Source organism: Kitasatospora cystarginea (assembly GCF_039533515.1).
Taxonomy (GTDB): Bacteria; Actinomycetota; Actinomycetes; order Streptomycetales; family Streptomycetaceae; genus Kitasatospora; species Kitasatospora cystarginea.
Genome location: NZ_BAAATR010000001.1, coordinates 423,893 through 445,319, shown reverse-complemented (window position 1 = coordinate 445,319; position 21,427 = coordinate 423,893). Strand labels below are relative to the sequence as shown.

Here is a 21,427-nt window from a genome sequence, read left to right as displayed (position 1 = left end):
GGTGCCCATAGGCTGTGCGGCATGTCGAGTTCCGCCCTCCGCCGTGCTCGCGCCTGGGGTGCCGAGCATGCTCCGTGGTCGGCGGCCATCCGGCGGGATGCCGTGTTCATCGCGGCCGGAGTGCCGCTGGGTCTGCCTCCCGTCCTCGCTCTGTGCATGACCAAGGTTGGTGCGCTGCTCCCCCTCGTGGTGTTCTGCCTTGACCTGCTGACGATCGCTCAGCGAAGCCGCTTCCGTGAGCTGCGTGGTCTGATGATCCCCAGCCAGGTGGCTCCGGATGCGGGCTGGCTGGTGCGCCTGCGCTCCGGCTTCACCTGGCGGCAGGCCGGGTACCACCTGATCGTCGCACCGGTCATCGCCGTCGGCGCCCTGCTGGTACTGGCTGCCGGGGGCGCGGCTCTGGTGCTGGCCACGGTCTACGGCTGGGCGTGCCTGCTGCCGAAGGAGAGCTCGTCCCGCTTCGCTGCCGGTCGGACGGGGGCCGATGCCGCGCTCACCGTCGCCGGCCTGGCCTTGCTGTTCGTGCTGCCCTGGGCAGTGGCTTGGCTGGCCAGGATCGACGGACGGGCGGCCCGTGTCCTGCCCGGGCCGAACCGGGCGGAGGTTCTGGAGCGCCGAGTCGAGCACCTCGCCGAGAGCAGGGCGGGCGTGGTGGACGCGGCGGATTCCGAACGCCGGCGGATAGAAAGGGACTTGCACGACGGTGCCCAGCAGCGGCTGGTCTCGCTGGCGGTGAATCTCGGCCTGGCCCGGCGCACCCTCAAGGATGTACCGCCCGAGGCCATGCAGGTCATCATCGAGGCGCACGAGGAGGCCCAGGCCGCCATCGCCGAGCTTCGTGACCTCGTCCGAGGGCTCCACCCCGTGGTCTTGGAGGACCGCGGCCTGGACGCGGCACTCTCAGGCATCGCGGCACGGGCCCCCGTCCCGGTCCGCCTGACGGTGAACCTCCCTGACCGCATCGCCCCGACCGTCGAGGCCGTCGCCTACTTCACGGTCTCGGAGGCCCTGGCCAACGTGGCGAAGCATGCCCGGGCCTCCCGCGTCGATCTGTCGGTACGACAGGACTCCGGCCGGGTCCGCATCGTCATAGCCGACGACGGCGTCGGCGGCGCCGACCCGAGCAGGGGCACCGGACACGCTCATACGCGGAGTCTCCGGCGAGATGCGGGCGAGAACGTCTTCCGGTCGGCTGCGACTGGAGGGGGTGAGCGGCCCGGTATGGGGCAAATCAACGTCGGGATCGATCTCGGCCAGGGAGCTAGGCTCCTCGGAGGTCGACGTGGCGTCCAGCTCAGGGCAGATGGATCTGGGCTTCGCACTCCCTCCCAGAGCAGTGACGGCGACCACCACATCCGGTCCGGTCGTTGTCACCGTCCCGGGAGGGAACACCCGGTACCGAGTGGACGGGCACACGAGCTCGCATTCCTGGAACGTCGACCCGGACGTGGAGGACAGCAGCTCCGCCCGCAAGATCGACATCACATCAATGTCCGGCCCGGTGACGGTCTCCTCCACCTCGGTCGACTCCAGCCCCGGGTCGGTCCCGTCCAGTGAGTCGGTTCCATTGAGCGCCCCGGTTCCATCGAGTGCCCCGGCCGCGTCCGGTGAGCCGGCCGCTTTCCGTGAACCGGCGCCCGGAGCCCCGAGACCTGGCATGTCGGCGGTACCGCCCGCTTCGTCCCCCGGACAGCCGTAGGTGCCGGGGAACCGCGAACGCCGGACCGGATGCCAGCGCTGGACTTAGGCACCGGACCGGACACGGACACGCAGGTGCCGGACCAGACGTACGCATCCGACCGGATGCGGGCACTGGACACTGGTACCGGACCGGCGGCCGGTACCGAACCGCCCCCAGACACCGGAGCAACCGAAGGCTGTGACCGACCCACGGGTCGGCCACAGCCGACCACAGAGCCGAACGGGGGACCACCTGGGGGACAATGGAGAGTCTCGGACCGCCGCCCGCGCCGAATCACAGTCGCCCTTGCCGACCCTGAGGACTCCGCCCGTATGACCTCCGTGCCCGCGTCCAGCTCCGCCTCCAGCGCCGCACCCACGCCCAGTGGCGAACCCATGCCCGGCGTCGCACCCACATCCGGCGTCGCACCGAAGCCCGGCACCCCGGCGTCCGGCGGCGCCCCCGCCCCTCAGGCCGCTCCTACCTCCGCCCCCGAGTTCGCCCCCCTGAACATCGGCCCCATGCAGGTGTGGCCCCCGGTCGTGCTGGCGCCGATGGCGGGCATCACCAACGCCCCGTTCCGGACGCTCTGCCGCGAGCAGAGTGGAGGCAGGGGTTTGTACGTCTCCGAGATGATCACGACGCGTGCACTGGTCGAGCGCAATGCCAAGACCATGCAGTTGATCAAGTTCGACCCGAGTGAGAAGCCGCGTTCGATCCAGCTGTACGGGGTGGACCCGGTGACGGTCGGCCGGGCCGCCAGGATGATCTCGGAGGAGAACCTCGCCGATCACATCGACCTCAACTTCGGCTGCCCCGTTCCGAAGGTGACCCGCAAGGGCGGCGGTTCCGCTCTGCCGTACAAGCGCAACCTGCTGCGCGAGATCCTGCGCGAGGCGGTCGGCAACGCGGGCGGCCTGCCGGTGACCATGAAGATGCGCAAGGGTATCGATGACGATCATCTGACCTACCTGGACGCGGGCCGGATCGGCGCGGAGGAGGGCGTTTCGGCGATCGCCCTGCACGGTCGTACCGCTGCGCAGCACTACGGCGGCACCGCGGACTGGTCGGCCATCGCCCGGCTGCGCGAGTCCGTCCCGTCGGAGATCCCGGTACTGGGCAACGGGGACATCTGGTCGGCGAACGACGCGGTGCGGATGATGCGCGAGACCGGCTGCGACGGTGTGGTCGTCGGCCGTGGCTGCCTCGGTCGGCCATGGCTGTTCAAGGATCTGGTCTCGATCTTCGAAGGCGAGGTGGACTACGCCCGACCGACCTTCGGCTATGTGGCGCAGGCGATGGTGCGGCACGCCCAACTGCTCGGTGAGTGGCTGGAGGACGAGGCACGGGGTGTCATCGACTTCCGTAAGCATGTCGCCTGGTACACCAAGGGCTTCTCGGTGGGTTCCGAGCTCCGGGTGAAGCTTGCGATGTCCAGTTCGCTGGCTGAACTGGCGGAGACGCTGGGCCAGATCGAGCAGGACCAGTGTTGGCCCGCCGGTGCCGACGGTCCGCGTGGGCGGACCAGCGGAAACAACCGGGTGGTGCTCCCGGACGGCTGGCTGGACGATCCGTACGACTGTGCGTTGCCCAGCGCGGAGGCCGAGTTGGACACGTCTGGCGGGTGACTTAGACGTCACGTCGAATTTGTTTCTTCCGGGCTGCTTGCCGGAACGGATGGGCCCTCTTGGACGATATGGCCAAGAGGGCTCCTTTCTGGCAGATTTTAGTAACAGGGAGATGTCACTACATCGACACAGTGCAATCATTGGCGCATGTCGCCTACGCTCGACAGCTGACGTGCACCCGTGACGCTTGCCACATATCGTGGCGATTGACGGCCGGCCGAGTGGGTTCGCTGGGCTGTCGGGGCGTGAATCGCTTCCCGAAGGGGCCCGGTAGCGGATCGGCGCAGCTGGCTGCAGGAAATCAAGCCGGGGCAACACCAAGGTCGATCAGTCGCTACTGTCTGTCCGGTTCGTGTGATCTTCAGGTTTCCATGTGTTCACTACTTGAACGGTTGCTAGCGTCAGCCGGACGATTTCACCAACAGAGGTAAACGCCCTGATGGGCATTCGATCTGTTGGGTCACGGCCCACTTCGAGGCGCACACGGCCTATTGGCGGCGCGACGGCGCCTTCGAAATGGGTATGTTCTCCGGCGTCAGGGCAACCGTGTGCGAGGAGACCGACCCGTGGCGGCTCAGCAGAAGTTTGTTTACTCCTTCACCGAAGGAAACAAGGACCTGAAGGATCTACTCGGCGGCAAGGGCGCGAACCTCGCCGAGATGACCAACCTGGGCCTCCCCGTCCCTCCGGGGTTCACCATCACCACCGAGGCGTGCAAGGTCTTCCTGGAGACCGGCAGTGAGCCGGCCTCGCTGCACAAGGAGATCAGCGAGCACCTGGACTCGCTGGAGCAGCAGATGGGCAAGCGGCTCGGCCAGCCCGACAACCCGCTGCTGGTATCGGTCCGCTCGGGTGCCAAGTTCTCGATGCCCGGGATGATGGACACCGTCCTGAACATCGGTCTCTCCGATGCCTCGGTGGCCGGTCTGGCCGCCCAGTCCGGCAACGAGCGCTTCGCCTGGGACTCCTACCGCCGCCTGGTCCAGATGTTCGGCAAGACCGTACTGGGCGTGGAGGGCGAGCTCTTCGAGGAGGCGCTGGAGGGAGTCAAGCAGGCCAAGGGCAGCACCAACGACCTGGACCTCACCACCGAGGACCTCAAGGCGCTGGTGGAGACCTTCAAGGCGATCGTGCTCCGTGAGACCGACCGGGAGTTCCCGCAGGACCCGCGCGAGCAGATGGACCTGGCGATCCACGCGGTCTTCCATTCCTGGAACGGCGACCGGGCCCGTCTGTACCGCCGTCAGGAGCGCATCCCGAACGACCTGGGCACGGCGGTCAACATCTGCAGCATGGTCTTCGGCAACCTCGGCGAGGACTCCGGTACCGGTGTCGCCTTCACCCGTGACCCCTCCACCGGTGCCGTCGGCGTCTACGGCGACTACCTGTCCAACGCCCAGGGCGAGGACGTGGTGGCCGGTATCCGCAACACCCTGCCGCTCGCCGAGCTGGAGCAGCTCGACAAGAAGTCGTACGACGAGCTGATGGCGATCATGCACAAGCTCGAACTGCACTACCGCGACCTGTGCGACATCGAGTTCACCATCGAGCGCGGCAAGCTCTGGATGCTGCAGACCCGGGTCGGCAAGCGCACCGCCGCCGCCGCCTTCCGGATCGCCGTCCAGCTGGTCGACCAGGGCCTGATCGACCTGGACGAGGCGCTGCAGCGGGTGACCGGCGGCCAGCTGGCGCAGCTGATGTTCCCGCGCTTCGCCGCCGACGAGACCGCCAAGCGCGTCGCCTGGGGCATCGCCGCCTCGCCCGGTGCCGCCGTCGGCAAGGTGGTCTTCGACTCGTACACCGCCGTCAAGTGGTCGCGTTCCGGTGAGAAGGTGATCCTGGTCCGCCGGGAGACCAACCCGGACGACCTGGACGGCATGATCGCCGCCGAGGGCATCCTGACCTCCCGCGGCGGCAAGACCTCGCACGCGGCCGTGGTCGCCCGCGGGATGGGCAAGACCTGTGTCTGCGGCGCCGAGGAACTCGAGGTGGACACCAAGCGCCGCCGCTTCACCACCGGCGACGGGCAGGTCGTGGAGGAGGGCGACCTGGTCTCCATCGACGGTTCGACCGGCAAGGTCTACCTCGGTGAGGTCCCGGTCGTGCCGTCCCCGGTGGTCGAGTACTTCGAGGGCACCCTGCACGCCGGCGCCGACGTCCAGGGCGGCCTGGTCCAGTCCGTGCACCGGCTGATGGCGCACGCCGACGTCCGCCGCCGGCTGGCCGTGCGGGCCAACGCAGACAACGCCGAGGACGCCAACCGTGCCCGCCGCTACGGTGCCCAGGGCATCGGCCTGTGCCGCACCGAGCACATGTTCCTCGGCGAGGAGCGCCGCAGGGAGGTCGAGCACCTGATCCTGGCGGACAACGACAAGGACCGCGAGCAGGCCCTCTCCGCCCTCCTCCCGCTGCAGAAGGGCGACTTCGTCGAGCTCTTCCAGTCGATGGACGGACTCCCGGTCACCGTCCGGCTGCTCGACCCGCCGCTGCACGAGTTCCTCCCCGACATCACCGAGCTCTCGGTTCGGGTCGCCCTCGCCGAGGCCCGCAAGGACCCGAACGAGAACGACCTGCGCCTGCTCCAGGCCGTGCACCGGCTGCACGAGCAGAACCCGATGCTGGGCCTGCGCGGTGTCCGGCTCGGCCTGGTCATCCCCGGCCTGTTCGGGATGCAGGTCCGGGCGATCGCGGAGGCGGCGGCCGAGCGCAAGCTCGCCGGCGGTGACCCGCGTCCGGAGGTGATGATCCCGCTGGTCGGTACCGTCCAGGAGCTGGAGCTGGTCCGCGACGAGTGCGAGCGCGTCCTGGCCGAGGTCGCGAAGTCCACCGGCGTCAAGCTGGACATCAAGCTCGGCACCATGATCGAGCTGCCCCGTGCGGCGGTGACGGCCGGTCAGATCGCCGAGGCCGCCGAGTTCTTCTCCTTCGGCACCAACGACCTGACCCAGACCGTCTGGGGCTTCTCCCGGGACGACGTGGAGGCATCCTTCTTCACCGCGTACCTGGAGAAGGGCATCTTCGGGGTCTCGCCGTTCGAGACCATCGACCGCGACGGCGTCGGCTCCCTGGTCAAGCACGCCGTGGTGGCCGGTCGGGCCACCCGCCCCGACCTCAAGCTCGGTGTCTGCGGCGAGCACGGCGGCGACCCGGAATCGGTCCACTTCTTCCACGAGGTGGGGCTGGACTACGTATCCTGCTCTCCCTTCCGGATTCCGGTGGCGCGCCTGGAGGCAGGCCGTGCCGCCCTCGAGACGGCGGGTAGCGACTCGCGCTGACGGGGACATCCCCCGAACAGCGGACGATCGCTGACCGCAACCCCCTCCGTCGGAGGGGCGTGCGGCGGAGCTCGGCGCAGGAGAGCCGCCGTACGTGGCAGCCGGGGCGGGAACGGACAATGGCGTCCGTTCCCGCCCCGGCGGCGTTCCGCCCGGTGCCGGCGGAACGGCCGGACGGGTGAGCTGGGTACCCGGTGTTCCGGTGCCTGACCCGTACCGGGCAAGCTGGAGCGCATGACCAGCCGAATCCGTCTGATCGCCATCGTCGCCGTGCTGTGCTGTGCGGTGATCGCCGCTGCCGTCTACGCCCTGCTCGGCACCGGCAAGACGGCGTCCAGCAAGACCTCCGCCCACTCGGCCTCCCCGGCGGCCGCGGCCGGCTCCGGAGCCCCTAAGCCCTCCGCACCGGCGAAGCCGTCGGCCTCCGGCGCCTGGGTGCCCACCAACTCGGCCATGGCCGACGTGTGCCGTAGCAAGCTGCCCAGCCAGGCCCGGGACACCCTCTCGCTGATCGCCAAGGGCGGCCCGTACCCGTACCGCACGGACGGCGTGGTCTTCGAGAACCGCGAGAACCGGCTGCCCAGGCGGTCAGGCGGCTACTACCACGAGTACACCGTGGTCACCCCCGGCTCCGGTGACCGGGGTACCCGGCGGGTCGTCACCGGCACCCAGGGTGAGGAGTACTGGACCGCGGACCACTACAGCACCTTCCAGGAGATCGACTCCCGCTGCTGAGCCCTCTCGTTCCCGAGGGCTCCGACCGGCTGACCACCCTTCAAAACCGACCGGGCGGGCGACCGGGACGAACGGCACGCACGCAGGCGGCCTGCTCGGTGTTCACGGCCCGGATCACATGCGATCCCGTCCGCGGTCCCGACCTGTGCCCTTGTGCGCGGCCAGGCCCCCTGCCCCGCCCTCGTCCGGAGTCGGAATGTCGGCCGCGCAGGTGCGCCGGTGCCCTCCGCCTGCGGCTGCGAGCTGCGGAGGGCACCGGCGCGGTTCGGGCGGTCACGCCCGCACGGTCAGACCTGGATCAGCGGGAAGCCCTGTCTGAGGCACTCCTGGTTGATCTTCGGGTCGGGAGCGGTCGGCGAGGTCGCGGCCGCGATCCGGAGCTCGATGATGTCCCGGACGGCCGGCCACTCCTCGTCGAGGATCGAGTAGAACGCGGTGCTGCGGACGACCCCGTCCAGTCCCCGCGAGTGGGCGCGGCGGACGCCCTCGCTGGTCGCGCCGAGCCGTTCGATGGCCGCCCGGGAACGCAGGTTCCGGGCGTCGGCGCGCAGCGAGATCCGCTGGACCTGCCAGGTCTCGAAGGCGTGCCGCAGCATCAGCAGCTTGGCCTCGGTGTTGATGCCGGTGCCCTGGGCCCGCGGCGAGAGCCAGGTGTTGCCGATCTCGGCGGCGTCCGGCACCGCGGCCAGCGGGTCGCCGTGCGGCACGCCCGGCATCGGCGGCCAGACCAGCGGGCCCTGCCAGTAGTCGAGTTCCAGGAAGCGGGTGGACCCCACCACGCTGTTGTCCGCGGTACTCACGATGGCGAACGGCAGCGACTTGCCCGCGACCTGGTCGGCGAGGGCGCGGCCGATGTACTCCCGGGCGGCTTCCAGGCCGTGCGGGACGGGAGTGAAGGCGTAGGTCGTACGGTCCTCGGCGCCGGCCGTGGCCAGGGCCTCGGCGTGGTGCTCGGCGAGGGGCTCCAGCCGCACGCTACGGCCGATGAGGGTTACGGGTACGGGCACGGATCCTTCGGTCCTTCGGCGGTCGGAGGGGACCTCCGCACCGGTTTCTCGGCATGGAGGCGGGGCTGTCTCAGCACGTCCGGGTACGGGAACGGGTCTTCGACCGCGTCCGGCGGGATGAGAGAGAGGACAGTGTGCGTCCGAAAGATGGCCGAGAGAGGAATGAGAGCGCGAAGAGCAGCGGGCGGCCAAGTGAAGGCAAGGTGTCTGGAGAGTGGCTGCCAGCGTACCTGGCCGGGCCGGGAACACGACGTGACAGACGGCGTGACAACGGCGCGGCGATGCGAGGCAGCGAGAGGACCATACCCGTCAGAAGGCGGTGCGTCACTTCGCGGCGCGCGAACAGGGGCACGTGGCCGCCCGGGACACGCCACCACGGCCCGGCACAGTGGTCGAAACCGGGCACGACAGGGGGCTCGGCAGGGGGTCGGGAAGAGCCGACGTGACGGCTCTCACCTGCGGATTCGCGGCGAGATGCGATGATTTTCGTCCGGCCGGGTCCGGTGGCGGGCCGGCGGGGTGTGGTGGGGAAGCTGACACATCCTCGGCGATTCGGGAATGTCACAGGGCTGCGGCACGCTGGACTGGTCAAGAACCGGTCGGCCGGAAGAGGACCGCAGGATCCGGTGCCCGTGACGGGCGGGGTCAGGCCGGTCGATCCGACGACGATGAGCGACGAGACGGAACGGGGTTGGGTGCGCGGTGCGTGATCCCAAGGAGCTGTACCAGCTGGAGCGGCAGGGCGTGGACGCGCTGGCCGAAGCCCGTGCCGCTGCCGGTCCCGAGGCCGCCGGCCTGGTGCTGCTGCACCACTTCGAGGGCTTCCTGGACGCCGGTGAGGCCGGCGGCCAGGTGGTGGCCCACCTGCTGGAGCACGGCTCGCCGCAGATCGTGGCCCGGTTCGACCACGACCGCCTGGTGGACTACCGGGCCCGCCGCCCGGTGATGACCTTCAAGCGCGACCATTGGACGGCCTACGAGCCGCCGGAGATCCTGCTGCAGCTGGTCCGGGACTCGGTCGGCACCCCGTTCCTGCTGCTCAGCGGTCCCGAGCCGGACACCGAGTGGGAGCTGTTCACCGCAGCCGTGCGGGAGCTGGTCGAGCGCTTCGAGGTCCGGCTGACCATCGACTTCCACGGCATCCCGATGGGCGTCCCGCACACCCGGCCGGTCGGGCTCACCCCGCACGGCAACCGGGTCGACCTCGCAGCCGGTTACCCGCGCTGGTTCGACCAGGCCCAGGTGCCGGGTAGCGCCCAGTCGCTGCTGGAGTACCGGCTGGCCCAGGCCGGGCACGACGTGGTGGGTTTCGCCGCCCATGTGCCGCACTACGTGGCCCGCGCGGCGTACCCGGCGGCCGCCGTGGTGATCCTGGAGGCCGTCCAGTCCGCCAGCGGCCTGGTCCTGCCGGGCACCGAGATCCGCGAGCGGGTCGGCGAGGTGTACGCGGACATCGAGGAGCAGCTGGCCCAGGGGGACGGCGAGTTGCGTTCTGCGATCCGGGGCATGGAAGGCCAGTACGACGCGGTGGCCGGGGCGGAGAGCCGCGAGAGCCTGCTGGCCGAGGCCACCGAACTGCCCTCGGCGGACGAGCTGGGGCGGCGGTTCGAGGAGTTCCTCGCGGAGCAGGATCGCGGCGCGGAGTAGCGCCTCCGGCACCCCGGAGTGTTCGGCAAGCAGGCACCGCCCGTCGCGGACGAACCTGATCGGCCCCGTGCGGTCCGGGGGTACGGCCGATCGGGCGTACGACGCCGTCAGGCGTAGTGGCCGTCACACCCGGGAGGGGAGCTATCGGTCGTGCCCGTTCGTTGGACCGGCGAGGCCCGGGGACGGGCCGACGGAACACGGCCGGGCCGGCTTCGGGGGGTGGGGATGGACATCAGACGCGTGGGAGCGCTGCTAGGCGGGGTCGGGCTGCTGCTGACGGCCGGGTGCCAGGCGGACGGCTCCGAGTCCGCACCGGCCGCTTCCGCAGCTGCCTCGGCGGCGGCCGCCAAGGCGGCCCCGACCGGTCCGTACGTGGCGCTCGGCGACTCGTACACGGCCGGGGTGCGGATCGCCCCGCAGACCGGTACCCCGGCCGGGTGCACCCGCTCCGGGGCCAACTATCCGTCGCTGGTGGCCAGGGCCCTGGGCCTGTCCGGGCAGGCCTTCACCGACGTCAGCTGCAGCGGGGCGACCACCCGTGACCTGACCGGGGCGCAGCGGACCGGAGACGGTACCAACGGGCCCCAGCTGGACGCGCTCTCCCCGGCGACCCGGCTGGTCACGCTCGGGATCGGCGGGAACGACGCCGGGTTCGCGGAGGTGCTCGGCCGGTGCGCCGAGGAGGGCCTCAAACGGAGCCTGGTCGCCGGTCTCACGGGCGAGCCCACCGCCGACTCGCCCTGCCGCGGCCACTACACCGGTGCCGACGGGCGGGACCAGCTGCAGCAGCGGGTCGATGCGGTGGGTGAGCGGCTCGGCGAGCTGCTGCGGGAGGTGAAGCGGCGCTCCCCGCAGGCCAGGGTCTACGTGGTCGGGTATCCGGAACTACTGCCGGCCGACCCGGCATCCTGCGGGGCGACGCTGGGCCGGAGCGTGGCGGCCGGGGACATCGCGTTCCTGAACGAGAAGGAGCAGCAGCTCAACGCGATGCTCCGGCAGCGTGCGGAGGCGGCGGGCGCCGGTTACGTGGACACCTACGCTCCGTCGTCCGGGCACGACATGTGCGCGGGAGAGGCGAACCGCTGGATCGAGCCGCCCTTCCCCGCACACGGTCTGGCACCGGTGCACCCCAACGCGGTCGGCCAGCAGGGCATGGCGGCGGCGGTCCTCCAGGCCGTCCGGGCGTAGCCGGGCGGGAGCCCGGGCAGGGCCCCTCGCGCAACCGGCGGCGGTCCGGCCGGAGCTCCACCTGCACGGGCCCGATCCGGCGCGTTCATCGCCAGCCGTGCAGCCGCCGCTCACCGGGGCGGTGGGGTACCCGTTCAGCCCAGTGCGGCCGCGGCGTCCTCGGCGGCGGTACTGGCCTCCCGGGCGGTCATCGGCTCGGTGGGCAGGTCGCGGCAGTGGCGTACCGGCGAGAACCAGAGGATCAGCGCGGCCAGCGGCACCCCGGCCGTGAGGATCCACATCGCGGGCCGCAGTCCCAGCTCGGTCGCGAGCAGCCCGCCGGCCAGGGCGCCGACCGGGATGGTCCCGTAGTTGAGGACGGAGCTGCTGGCGCTCAGACGGCTGAGCAGCTCTGGCGGGCAGTGGTGCTGCTGGAAAGTCGACTTGAGGACGTTCCCGCCGACGACCCCGAGCGAGACCGCGAACCCGCCGAGGACGTAGAGCGCCAGACCGGCGCCCCTCCCGGTGAGCGGGATGAGCAGAGCCGGCAGGGTCAGCCCGCCCTCGAAGAGGAGCATGGTGCGCGCCGTGCCGATCCGGGCGCCCACCCGGCGGGCCAGCGCCGCGCCGACGATGCCGCCGGTCGATGCGGCGGCGATCAGGGCGCCCACCACGCCGGAGTCCAGTCCGACCTCGCGGACCAGGAAGACCGCCAGGATCGACTGGTAGCCGGTCAGTGCGAGGTTGGAGCAGGCACCGAAGAGCGTGAGCGTGCGGAACCAGGCGTTGCCTGTCATCAGCCGCAGACCGTCACCGACCTCGCGGAACAGTGCCCGGCGCGGTGCGGCCTTTCGGACCGGTTCCCGGTACCGGATGCGCGCGGTGGCGCAGAGCGAGATCAGGAAGGTGGCGGCGTCGACCAGCAGACCGTTCACCGGGCCGAGGAGCTGGGCGATCGCGCCGCCCGAACCGAGGCCGACGATCTGGGCCGCCGAGGCGCTGCCGTGCAGTTTGGCGTTGCCCTCGGCCCGGTCGGCGGGTTCCAGCAGGCCGGGCAGGTAGGCGGTGTACGCGGTCTGGAAGAAGACCCCGGCGGCGCCGATGGCCAGTGCCACGCCGAGCAGTTGGCTCATCGTCAGGATCCCGGCGCGGGCCGCGATCGGCACGCCCAGCAGCAGGACCAGCGACACCGCCGAGGTGGTGAGCATGATCGAACGGCAGCGCATCCGGTCCACCCAGACGCCCACCGGCAGGCCGATCAGCAGCCAGGGCAGCCATCCGGCCGCGCTCAGCAGGCTGACCTGGAAGGTCGAGGCGTGCAGGGTGGTGATGGCGATCAGTGGCATCGCCAGACCTGTCACGGAGGAGCCGAACTTCCCGGTCGTCTCGCCGAGCCAGAGCAGTCGGAAGTCGCGGTGGCGGCGGAGTAATCCGACCGGGCGCAGCGGGTCTGCGGACTCGGTGCTCATTCGGTCTCGGCTTCCTTTCGGGGCAGGGCCTGGATCTGGAGCACGATCGGTTTGGCGTCGGGGTCGGGTTCGGCGTCCGGGGCGGGGGTGTGGCGCTCGATCACCTCGAACAGATCGCGGATCAGGGCGCGGAGTTGCTCCGAGGTCAGGCGCAGCGTGTTCCAGTCGGAGATGCTCCCGGCGCCGAGCCAGTCATCCGTCCACGCGATGGCCGAGGCCTCGCTGGCCCGCTGGAACTGCTGCCGGAGCAGCTCCTGCACGTAAACGGCCAGCGTGCCTTGAAGTGCCGGATCGTGCCGGAAGTCGGCGGTGTTCAGCACGTTCTGCATGCGCACGGCCCGCCACCATCGCTCGCGCTTGGTGCCGCGCCCCAACTCCTCCTCGATGAAGCCGTGTTCGGCGAGGTGGCGCAGGTGCCAGCTGATCGTTCCGGTGCTCTCGCCGAGCCGCTCGGCGAGTCGGGCCGAGGTGGCCGGCCCGTCGAGCCTGAGTGCTTCGAGGATGTGCACCCGCAGTGGATGGGCCAGTCCGCGAAGGCTCTTGGCGTCGATCACGCGGTGGGTGCGGGGTTCGGGCTCGTTCATGGTGTCAGCCTAGAGTGCAGAGAACTCTCTGCATAGAGTTCTCTGCAGACAAATCTCTGCATCAATCGCAGACGCGCGGCGGGGCAGAGGAATGTCGGTCCGGCGGCGTACGGTGACACACATATGGACGACACCGCGCACCGCTCCGCCCCGAACGACTCCTCCCAGCCCGGCGCGTCCCGCCCGGAGGCACCGCGTCCCGCCGCGTCCCGCCGTGCCGTGCCCCGGTCCGGCGTGTTCGGATACGACCCCGCCGCCCAGGCCCGCTGGGTTCCCGAGCCTGACAAGCGGCCCGGCCGCACGGCCTTCCAGCGCGACCGCGCCCGCGTCCTGCACTCCGCCGCGCTGCGCCGGCTCGCCGGCACGACCCAGGTGGTCGCCCCGATGCGCAGCGACTTCCCGCGCACCCGGCTGACGCACTCGCTGGAGTGCGCCCAGGTCGGCCGGGAGCTCGGGGCCTCGCTCGGCTGCGATCCGGACCTGGTGGAGACCGGCTGCCTGGCGCACGACCTGGGCCACCCGCCGTTCGGCCACACCGGCGAGCAGGCCCTCGACCAGGCGGCCGCCGCCTGCGGCGGCTTCGAGGGCAACGCGCAGTCACTGCGCATCCTGACCCGCCTGGAGCCCAAGCGCTTCGCGCCGACCGGCGAGCCGCCCGCCCGCCTCGCCCCCTGGCCCGGCCGCAGTGTCGGCCTCAACCTCTCCCGTGCCGCGCTCGACGCCGCCACCAAGTACCCGTGGACGCGCGGCAACCACCCCACCGACCCGGCCTCGGCGAAGTACGGCGTCTACGCCGACGACCTGCCGGTCTTCCGCTGGCTGCGCAGCGGCGCGCCCGCCCACCGCAGGTGCTTCGAGGCCACCGTGATGGACTGGTCGGACGACGTCGCCTACTCCACCCATGACGTCGAGGACGGCCTGCAGGCCGGCCACATCGACCCGGCCGCGCTGCACTCAGCCGAGGAGCGCACCGAGCTCTTCAAGGTCGCCCAGCGCTACGCCCCGGACGCGGGCGCCGAGGAGCTGAGCGAGGCCCTCGACCGTCTCCAGGGCCAGGAGTGGTGGCCCCGCTCGTACGACGGCTCCGCCCGGGCCCGCGCCGGCCTGAAGGACCTCACCAGCCAGCTGATCGGCCGGTTCTGCCTGGCGGCCGAGCAGGCCACCCGGGCCAGGTACGGTCCGGGCCCGCTCACTCGCTACGCCGCCGAGCTGGTGGTTCCGCGGGAGGTCCGGCTGGAGTGCGCGGTGCTCAAGGCCGTCGCCGTCCGGTACGTGATGCAGCGGGACGAGCAGGCCCAGCTGCGCTCCCGCCAGCGCATCGTGATCGCCGAACTGGCCGACCGCCTCGTCGGCACCGCCCCGTACGGTCTGGATCCGGTCTTCGCAGCGCTCTACGAGAGCGCAGAGGACGACCGGGCCGCGTTGCGCGCGGTGATCGACCAGATCGCCACCCTCACCGACGCCTCCGCCCTGGCCCTGCACGCCCGCCTGGTGGAGGGGCGGTAAACGATCGCCGGTTCGGGGGGCCGGGGCCGTAGACTTCCGGGGTGGCAGGCAGGATCAGGGACGAGGATGTGCAGGCGGTGCGCAACGCACTGCCCATCGACGCGGTCGTCGGCGACTACGTTCAGCTCGCCAATGGCGGCGGTGCGCAGCTCAAGGGCGTCTGCCCGTTCCACGACGAGAAGTCGGCCTCCTTCTACGTCCACCCCGGCAAGGGCGTCTTCCACTGCTTCGGCTGCGGCGAGAGCGGCGACACGATCTCCTTCCTGATGAAGATCGAGCACTTCTCGTTCGCCGAGGCGGTCGAGCGGATGGCCGCCCAGGCGGGCATCACCCTGCGCTACGAGGAGGGCGGCTACAGTCCCCGGCACCAGCAGGGTGAGCGCACCAGACTGGTGGAGGCGCACAAGGTGGCCGCCGCCTGGTTCCAGGAGCAACTGGGCTCCCCGGAGGCCGAGATCGCCCGCGGTTTCCTGGCCGAGCGCGGCTTCGACGAGGCCGCCGCCAAGCACTTCGGGGTCGGCTACGCTCCGGCGGGCTGGGAGCACCTGGTCCGCTACCTGCGCGGCAAGGGGTTCACCGACAAGGAGATCCTGGTCGGCGGCCTGGCCTCGCAGGGGCAGCGCGGCGGCCTGATCGACCGCTTCCGGGGTCGGCTGGTCTGGCCGATCCGGGACACAGCCGGCGAGGTGGTCGGCTTCGGCGCCCGCCGCCTGCGCGAGGACGACAACGGGCCCAAGTACCTCAACACCCCCGAGACCCCGCTCTACAAGAAGTCCCAGGTGCTGTACGGCATCGACCTGGCCAAGAAGGAGATCGCCAAGACCGGTCGGGCCGTGGTGGTCGAGGGCTACACCGATGTGATGGCCTGCCACCTCGCGGGCGTGACGACGGCGGTGGCCACCTGCGGTACCGCCTTCGGGGAGGACCACATCAAGATCATCCGTCGGCTGCTGATGGACACCTCCGCCTACCGCGGTGAGACCGTCTTCACCTTCGACGGCGACGCCGCCGGGCAGAAGGCCGCCCTGCGAGCCTTCGAGGACGACCAGAAGTTCGCCGCCCGCACCTCCATCGCCATCACGCCCGGCGGTATGGACCCGTGCGAACTCCGTCTCGCCGAGGGCGACGAGGCGGTCCGCGAACTCATCGAAAACCCGGTCCCGCTCTTCGAGTTCGCGCTCCGCTCGGCCGTTGCCCGGCACCGCGTGGACACCGCCGAGGGCCGTGCCGCCGCGCTGGAGGAGACGGCCTCGATCATCGTCAAGATCAAGGACCGCTCGATCCAGCACGAGTACGCGGTCCAACTCGCCGGAATGCTGGGCATCCTGGACGAGCAGTTCGTGGTCCGCCGGGTCGGCCAGCTCGCCCGCTGGCAGCGTGAGAACGGCCAGCAGCCGCGCGGCCAGGCGCTGCGCCGGGCGGACGGCGGTCAGCCCGCCCAGCCGCCGCGCCCCGTCCACCGGTTGAACCCCCGGGACCCTGCCCAGTTCGTCGAGCGCGAGCTGCTCAAACTCGCCCTCCAGCACCCGGATCTGGTCAGCCCGGCCTTCGACCACTACGGCGACGACGAGTTCCCCACACCGCCGTACACCGCCGTCCGCCGGGCCATCCGCCAGGCCGGCGGCACCGCGTACGGCGCGAGTCTGCCGGACTTCACCGCGACCGTGCGCGATGCCAGTCCTGATGACCAGGTGCGCAGCCTGGCAACCGAGTTGACGGTGGAGCCGCTGCGTACCCGGCGAAAGCCGGACGCCATCTACGCGGGCGAGTTCCTGGTCAAGCTGCGGCTCCAGGCCGTGGACCGGCGGGTCAACGAGGTGCGTGCCCACCTGCGCCGCCTGGGCGACCGGGCCACCGCCGAGGAGCTGGGCCCCGTCCAGGGCGAACTGTGGGCCCTCCAGCAGTACGCCCAGCAACTGCGCAACAAGGGCGCCGCGGGGCTGTAAGCGCGGCCGCCCTTTCGGCGCGAGAGCACCACCCTGCGACGGCGCCGGAGCGGACGGCCGGGGCCCCGGCCGCTCACGCCCCCGGCGTCCCTCCGGCCCCTCGGGTGACCGCTCGCGGAAGTTCGACACGGGAACAGAAAGTCGCCGCCCGCCTCTCGGCCCCCGAGTGTGGCGTACCCCACACTGGTGGGTATCCCAGTCCGTGTGGCGCGGTTCTCCGCATGAGCCGCGCGCGGCCCAGAGGGGGATGCCCGTGGAACTTGCCACTGCGCGTCAGGCCGTCATGTTCGAGGACAGCAGCCGTCACGGCCGGGACACCATCCTGCCGTCCGAGGAAGCCCGGGTGCCCCTGCAGGGCTCACCGGACGTCCGCCCCGACACCGCGAGCAACACCCCCGCGGACCCGGTCTCCCCGGCCCCCGGGGCCCGCACCGGCCTGCCGGACATCCCCCACCTGCCCGACCCGCCCGACCTCCCCGGCGTACCGGAGCTCCCGGGTCCGCCCGACCTCCCGGGAGCTCCGGCCCTGCCGGACGAGGACGCGGAGGCCGAGGGGCTCGCCCCGGCCCTGGACGCGGGCACCGGCCCCGCCGCCGACCTGCTGCGCCAGTACCTGCGCGAGATCGGCCGGATCCGGCTGCTCACCGCCGTCGAGGAGGTGGAGCTGGCCCGCCAGGTCGAGGCGGGCCTCTTCGCCGAGGAGGCCCTCGGCCGGGCCGCCGGAGCCCCCGCGGCCCCGCCGGGGCCCGCACCCGGCGTCGCGGTGGCCGCACCCGGCGCGGCGAGACCCGCGGCCCCGCTCACCGACGAGCTGGACCGCCTGGTGCTGCTCGGCAGGATCGCCAAACGGCGGCTGATCGAGGCCAACCTGCGGCTGGTGGTCTCCGTCGCCAAGCGCTACGTCGGCCGCGGCCTGACCCTGCTCGACCTGATCCAGGAGGGCAACCTCGGCCTGATCCGGGCCGTCGAGAAGTTCGACTACACGCGCGGCTACAAGTTCTCCACGTACGCGACCTGGTGGATCCGGCAGTCGATGAGCCGGGCGCTGGCCGACCAGGCCCGGACGATCCGGGTGCCGGTGCACGTGGTGGAGCTGATCAACCGGGTGCTGCGGGTGCAGCGGGCGCTGCTGCAAGAGCGCGGAGCGGAGCCGGCCGCCGCCGAGATCGCCTCGGTGCTGGAGCTCTCCGAGGCCAGGGTCCGCGAGGTGCTGCGGCTGGCCCAGGAACCGGTCTCGCTGTACGCCCCGGTGGGGGCGGAGGACGATGTCGCGCTCGGCGATCTGATCGAGGACGCGGACGCCGTCTCGCCGGTGGAGAACGCCTCCTTCCTGCTGCTGCGCGAGCACCTGGAGGCGGTGCTGGCCACCCTGGGCGAGCGTGAGCGCCAAGTGGTCCAGCTCCGTTACGGGTTGGACGACGGGCGGCCGCGCACCCTGGAGGAGATCGGCAACCTCTTCGGCGTCACCCGGGAGCGGATCCGCCAGATCGAGTCCAAGACCCTCTCCAAGCTGCGCGGCCACGCCTTCGCCGACCAACTGCGCGGCTACCTCGACTGATTCGGGGCCGACGCGGCCGACCGCCGGTTCAGTGGTGGAAGCCGCTCCGCGGCGGCATCCCCAGCTCGGCCAGCGGTTTCGGCTGGAGCTTGAGTTCGGGCAGCAGACGGGTCAGATCGGAGAGCAGCAGATCCGCCAGATCCTGCGAGAACCCGTTGCGGCAGACCACCCGCAGGACGGACAGATCGGTCCGGTCCGCCGGGAAGGCGTACGCGGGGACCTGCCAGCCGCGTTCGCGCAGCCGGCGGGAGACGTCGAAGACGTCGAACGGGAGGTCCCCGAGGGTGGTGAAGGCGAAGACCGGCAGCTGGTCCCCCCGGGTGAGCAGCCGGAAGCAGCCCAACCGCTCGATTCCAGCGGCCAGATATCCGGCGACGTCGCGGCATGCCTGCTGGACCGCCCGGAAGCCCTCCCGGCCGAGCCGCAGGAAGGTGTAGTACTGGGCGACCACCTCCGCCCCGGGCCGGGAGAAGTTGAGCGCGAAGGTGGGCATCTCGCCGCCCAAGTAGTTGACCTTGAACACGAGTTCCTCGGGCAGCGCCTCGTGGTCCCGCCAGAGCGCCCAGCCGACCCCGGGGTACACCAGGCCGTACTTGTGGCCAGAGGTGTTGATCGAGGCGACCCGCGGCAGTCGGAAGTCCCACGGCAGTTCGGTGTCGAGGAAGGGCGCCACCATGCCGCCCGAGGCGCCGTCCACGTGCACCGGGACATCGAGCCCGGTGCGCTGCTGCAACTCGTCCAGGGCGGTGCAGATTTCGGCGATCGGCTCGTAGGAGCCGTCGAAGGTCGAGCCTAGGATGCCGACCACGCCGATGGTGTCCTGGTCGCAATGGGCCACCGCCTGCTCGGCGTCGAGGTGGAACCGTTCGCCGCTCATCGGCACCAGCCTCGGCTCCACCTCCCAGAAGTTGCAGAACTTCTCCCAGCAGACCTGCACGTTGATGCCCATCACCAGGTTGGGCCGGGCGCCCGCCGCGTAGCGGTCCCGGTTGCGCCGCATCCACCGGCGCTTGAGGGCGAGCCCGGCCAGCATGCACGCCTCGCTGGAACCGGTGGTCGAGCAGCCGACGGCCTGGTCGGGGTCGGGGGCGTGCCAGAGGTCGGCCAGGATGGCCACGCAGCGCCGCTCCAGCTCGGCGGTCTGCGGGTACTCGTCCTTGTCGATCATGTTCTTGTCGGCGCACTCCGCCATCAGCCTGGTCGCGTAGTCGTCCATCGACGTGGTGACGAAGGTGGCCAGGTTGAGCTTGGCGTTGCCGTCCAGCATCAGCTCGTCGTGGATCAGTTGGTACGCGCTCGGCGGCGGGATCGGGCTGTCGGGAAGCCGGTGCACCGGCGGGGCGATCTTCATCGCGCCGAGCAGATCGGTCGAGCCCAGCAGCGGACTGACGGACAGCCGGCGGTCCCTTCCGTTTCCCTCGTGCAGTGCCATACGGAGACATCCCTTCACCACGGTGCCTGGAGTGCCGGACCCCTCCAAGCTGCCACCACTGCCAGGAGGCGCGGCCGCAACACGCCGCCGGGCGCGCGGCCGCCCGGGGTGCGGGGCGGAGCGCGGGAAGGGCTGCGGGACCCGGCGGCCGCCGGGGTGCGATCGGGATGCCTAAGCCCTGGTCTCCGGATGCACCTGCTCGCGTACGGTGCCGTACTGCTGGCGGACCGCCTGGCCGAGGGCGAGGTCGTGCTCCTGGTCGGGCGTGTGAACGGTGGCCTCGGGCAGCTCCCACTGCGGCGGCTCGGGGGTTCCGGCCAGCGCCCAGGCGGCCTGCCTGGCCGCACCGCGCGCCGCGTGCGCCCCAGCCGGCGGTATCACCACGGGCACGCCGAAGATCAGCGGCGCGATCTCCCGCACGGCGGGCAGCCTCCCGGCCGTACCGAGCAGGAAGACCCGGTTCACCGCGACGCCCTTGGCCCGCAGCACGTCCAACGCGTCCGCGATGTTGCAGAGCATGCCTTCGACGGCGGCCCGGGCCAGGTGCTGGGGGGCCATCGACTCGGCCCGGAGCCCGGTCAGGGTGCCGGTGGCGTGCGGCAGTCGGGGCGTCCGCTCGCCGTCCAGGTACGGCAGGAGCACCAGCCCGTACGAGCCGGGGGAGGACTGCAGGGCCAGCTCGCTCAGCCCGGCCAGGTCGCAGCCGAGCATGGCGGCCATCGAACGCAACACCTGGGCAGCGTTGAGGGTGCCGGCCATCGGCAGGTGCCGGCCGGTGGCGTCGGCGTACGAGGAAACGGCTCCGGAGGTGTCCACCACGGCCTGGTCGTGGACCGCGAAGATGGTGCCGTTGCCGCCGAGTGAGACCACGGCGTCACCCGGGAGCAGGCCCAGGCCCAGGGCGGCGGCCATGTTGTCGCCGGTGCCGGCCGAGATCAGCAGGCCCTCGGGGGTGTGTCCGGCGGGTTCGGCGGGACCGAGCACATCGGGCACCCGCAGTTCGTGGCCGAGGGCGAGCTTGATGAGGTCCTGGCGGTACTCGCCGGTGAGCGGTGACCAGTAGCCGGTGCCGGAGGCGTCGCCCCGGTCGGTGGTCCGGCGCTTGGAATGGCGGCCGAGCAGCTGCCAGGTCAGCCAGTCGTGCGGGAGCAGCACCTCGGCGATCCGCTTCGCCGAGGCGGGCTCGAACTCGGCCAGCCAGCGCAGCTTGGCGATGGTGTAGGTCGGCAGCGGGACCGAGCCGATCGCCTCCACCCACGGGGTGGGGCCGCCGAGCGCGTCGATCAGCGCGGCGGCGGCACCGGCCGAACGGGGGTCGTTCCACAACAGTGCGGGGCGGACCAGGACACCGCCGGCGTCCAGGCCGATCAAACCGTGCTGCTGGGCCGAGACGCCGATCGCCCGGACGCCCTCCAGCAGCCCGCCGGTGGCCGCCTCGCCGAGCGAGTGCAGCCAGTTCTGCGGATCGGTCTCGGTGGTTCTGGCGTCCGCGCCCTCGGGCAGCGGATGGGGTGCCCGGCCGTCCCGCAGTACGGCGCCGGTCTCGGCGTCGCACGCGACGATCCTGGTGCGAGTGGTGGAGCTGTCGATCCCCGCGACGATAGCCATGCCGAGATCATGCCTCAGCGGCCACCCCGTCCGGAGCCCGCCCACCCAAGTGTTGCCCACTCGGCGTGGTCCGCCGGCCGCGGACCGGCCCCTCGGGGCGGCCGGTGGCCGCTCGGTGGTGTGCGGACCGGATGAGAGGCCGGCGGGTGGTGCGACTCACACGGGCGGGTCCACGCGGACACGG

The 21,427-nt window shown here is 71.4% G+C and carries 14 protein-coding genes and 1 pseudogene; 10 read left to right on the top strand and 5 right to left on the bottom strand.

Annotated features, from left to right (window positions below; all coding sequences use genetic code 11):
* Window positions 1-21 precede the first annotated feature (21 nt).
* The 5 genes and pseudogenes from ABD369_RS41040 to ABD369_RS01950 form a co-directional block, all read left to right on the top strand.
* Window positions 22-858, top strand: a pseudogene (locus ABD369_RS41040) (sensor histidine kinase); the annotation flags it as partial.
* A 307-nt stretch (window positions 859-1,165) separates the two neighbouring features.
* Entirely contained in the window at window positions 1,166-1,699 is a 534-nt protein-coding gene (locus ABD369_RS41035) for a DUF4097 family beta strand repeat-containing protein (protein WP_425557516.1), read from the top strand.
* 503 nt (window positions 1,700-2,202) lie between these two features.
* Window positions 2,203-3,309, top strand: coding sequence for a tRNA dihydrouridine synthase DusB (dusB, locus tag ABD369_RS01960; protein ID WP_344634416.1), 1,107 nt, complete (start codon window positions 2,203-2,205; stop codon window positions 3,307-3,309).
* Between the two features lie 566 nt (window positions 3,310-3,875).
* A complete protein-coding gene (gene ppdK / locus ABD369_RS01955) occupies window positions 3,876-6,584 on the top strand; it encodes a pyruvate, phosphate dikinase (RefSeq protein ID WP_344634383.1) in 2,709 nt (902 codons plus the stop codon).
* Window positions 6,585-6,818: 234 nt separating this feature from the next.
* Window positions 6,819-7,319 carry a ribonuclease gene (locus ABD369_RS01950; protein WP_344634382.1) on the top strand — a complete coding sequence of 167 codons (501 nt, stop codon included), beginning with the start codon at window positions 6,819-6,821 and terminating at the stop codon, window positions 7,317-7,319.
* 287 nt (window positions 7,320-7,606) lie between these two features.
* On the opposite strand, the gene ABD369_RS01945 is transcribed toward ABD369_RS01950, so the two are convergent.
* A complete protein-coding gene (locus tag ABD369_RS01945; protein WP_344634381.1) occupies window positions 7,607-8,326 on the bottom strand; it encodes a GNAT family N-acetyltransferase in 720 nt (239 codons plus the stop codon).
* Window positions 8,327-9,028: 702 nt separating this feature from the next.
* Here ABD369_RS01945 and ABD369_RS01940 point away from each other — a divergent pair.
* Entirely contained in the window at window positions 9,029-9,973 is a 945-nt protein-coding gene (locus ABD369_RS01940; RefSeq protein WP_344634380.1) for a PAC2 family protein, read from the top strand.
* Window positions 9,974-10,198: 225 nt separating this feature from the next.
* Complete coding sequence (locus ABD369_RS01935; protein WP_344634379.1) at window positions 10,199-11,161, top strand: SGNH/GDSL hydrolase family protein; 963 nt, start codon at window positions 10,199-10,201, stop codon at window positions 11,159-11,161.
* 134 nt (window positions 11,162-11,295) lie between these two features.
* Here the strand turns inward: ABD369_RS01935 and ABD369_RS01930 are convergent, their stop codons facing one another.
* Complete coding sequence (locus tag ABD369_RS01930) at window positions 11,296-12,609, bottom strand: MFS transporter (protein WP_344634378.1); 1,314 nt, start codon at window positions 12,607-12,609, stop codon at window positions 11,296-11,298.
* A complete protein-coding gene (locus tag ABD369_RS01925) occupies window positions 12,606-13,193 on the bottom strand; it encodes a helix-turn-helix domain-containing protein (RefSeq protein ID WP_344634377.1) in 588 nt (195 codons plus the stop codon). The genes ABD369_RS01930 and ABD369_RS01925 overlap by 4 nt, the downstream gene beginning before the upstream one ends.
* A gap of 123 nt (window positions 13,194-13,316) precedes the next feature.
* On the opposite strand from ABD369_RS01925, the gene ABD369_RS01920 reads away from it, so the two are divergent.
* The 3 genes from ABD369_RS01920 to ABD369_RS01910 all read left to right on the top strand — a co-directional run bounded on the left by ABD369_RS01920 (window position 13,317) and on the right by ABD369_RS01910 (window position 18,203).
* The gene (locus ABD369_RS01920; protein WP_344634376.1) at window positions 13,317-14,699 is read left to right on the top strand and encodes a deoxyguanosinetriphosphate triphosphohydrolase; all 1,383 of its coding nucleotides are present in this window, start codon (window positions 13,317-13,319) and stop codon (window positions 14,697-14,699) included.
* A 41-nt stretch (window positions 14,700-14,740) separates the two neighbouring features.
* Window positions 14,741-16,645: a DNA primase gene (dnaG, locus tag ABD369_RS01915; protein WP_344634375.1), complete on the top strand. Its 1,905-nt coding sequence runs from the start codon at window positions 14,741-14,743 to the stop codon at window positions 16,643-16,645.
* A gap of 247 nt (window positions 16,646-16,892) precedes the next feature.
* Window positions 16,893-18,203: a sigma-70 family RNA polymerase sigma factor gene (locus ABD369_RS01910; protein ID WP_344634374.1), complete on the top strand. Its 1,311-nt coding sequence runs from the start codon at window positions 16,893-16,895 to the stop codon at window positions 18,201-18,203.
* A gap of 28 nt (window positions 18,204-18,231) precedes the next feature.
* Here the strand turns inward: ABD369_RS01910 and gad are convergent, their stop codons facing one another.
* Together gad and ABD369_RS01900 are read right to left on the bottom strand one after the other, a co-directional pair.
* Entirely contained in the window at window positions 18,232-19,635 is a 1,404-nt protein-coding gene (gad, locus tag ABD369_RS01905) for a glutamate decarboxylase (RefSeq protein WP_344634373.1), read from the bottom strand.
* Window positions 19,636-19,806: 171 nt separating this feature from the next.
* Window positions 19,807-21,243 carry an FGGY family carbohydrate kinase gene (locus ABD369_RS01900; protein ID WP_344634372.1) on the bottom strand — a complete coding sequence of 479 codons (1,437 nt, stop codon included), beginning with the start codon at window positions 21,241-21,243 and terminating at the stop codon, window positions 19,807-19,809.
* Between the last annotated feature and the right edge of the window lie 184 nt (window positions 21,244-21,427).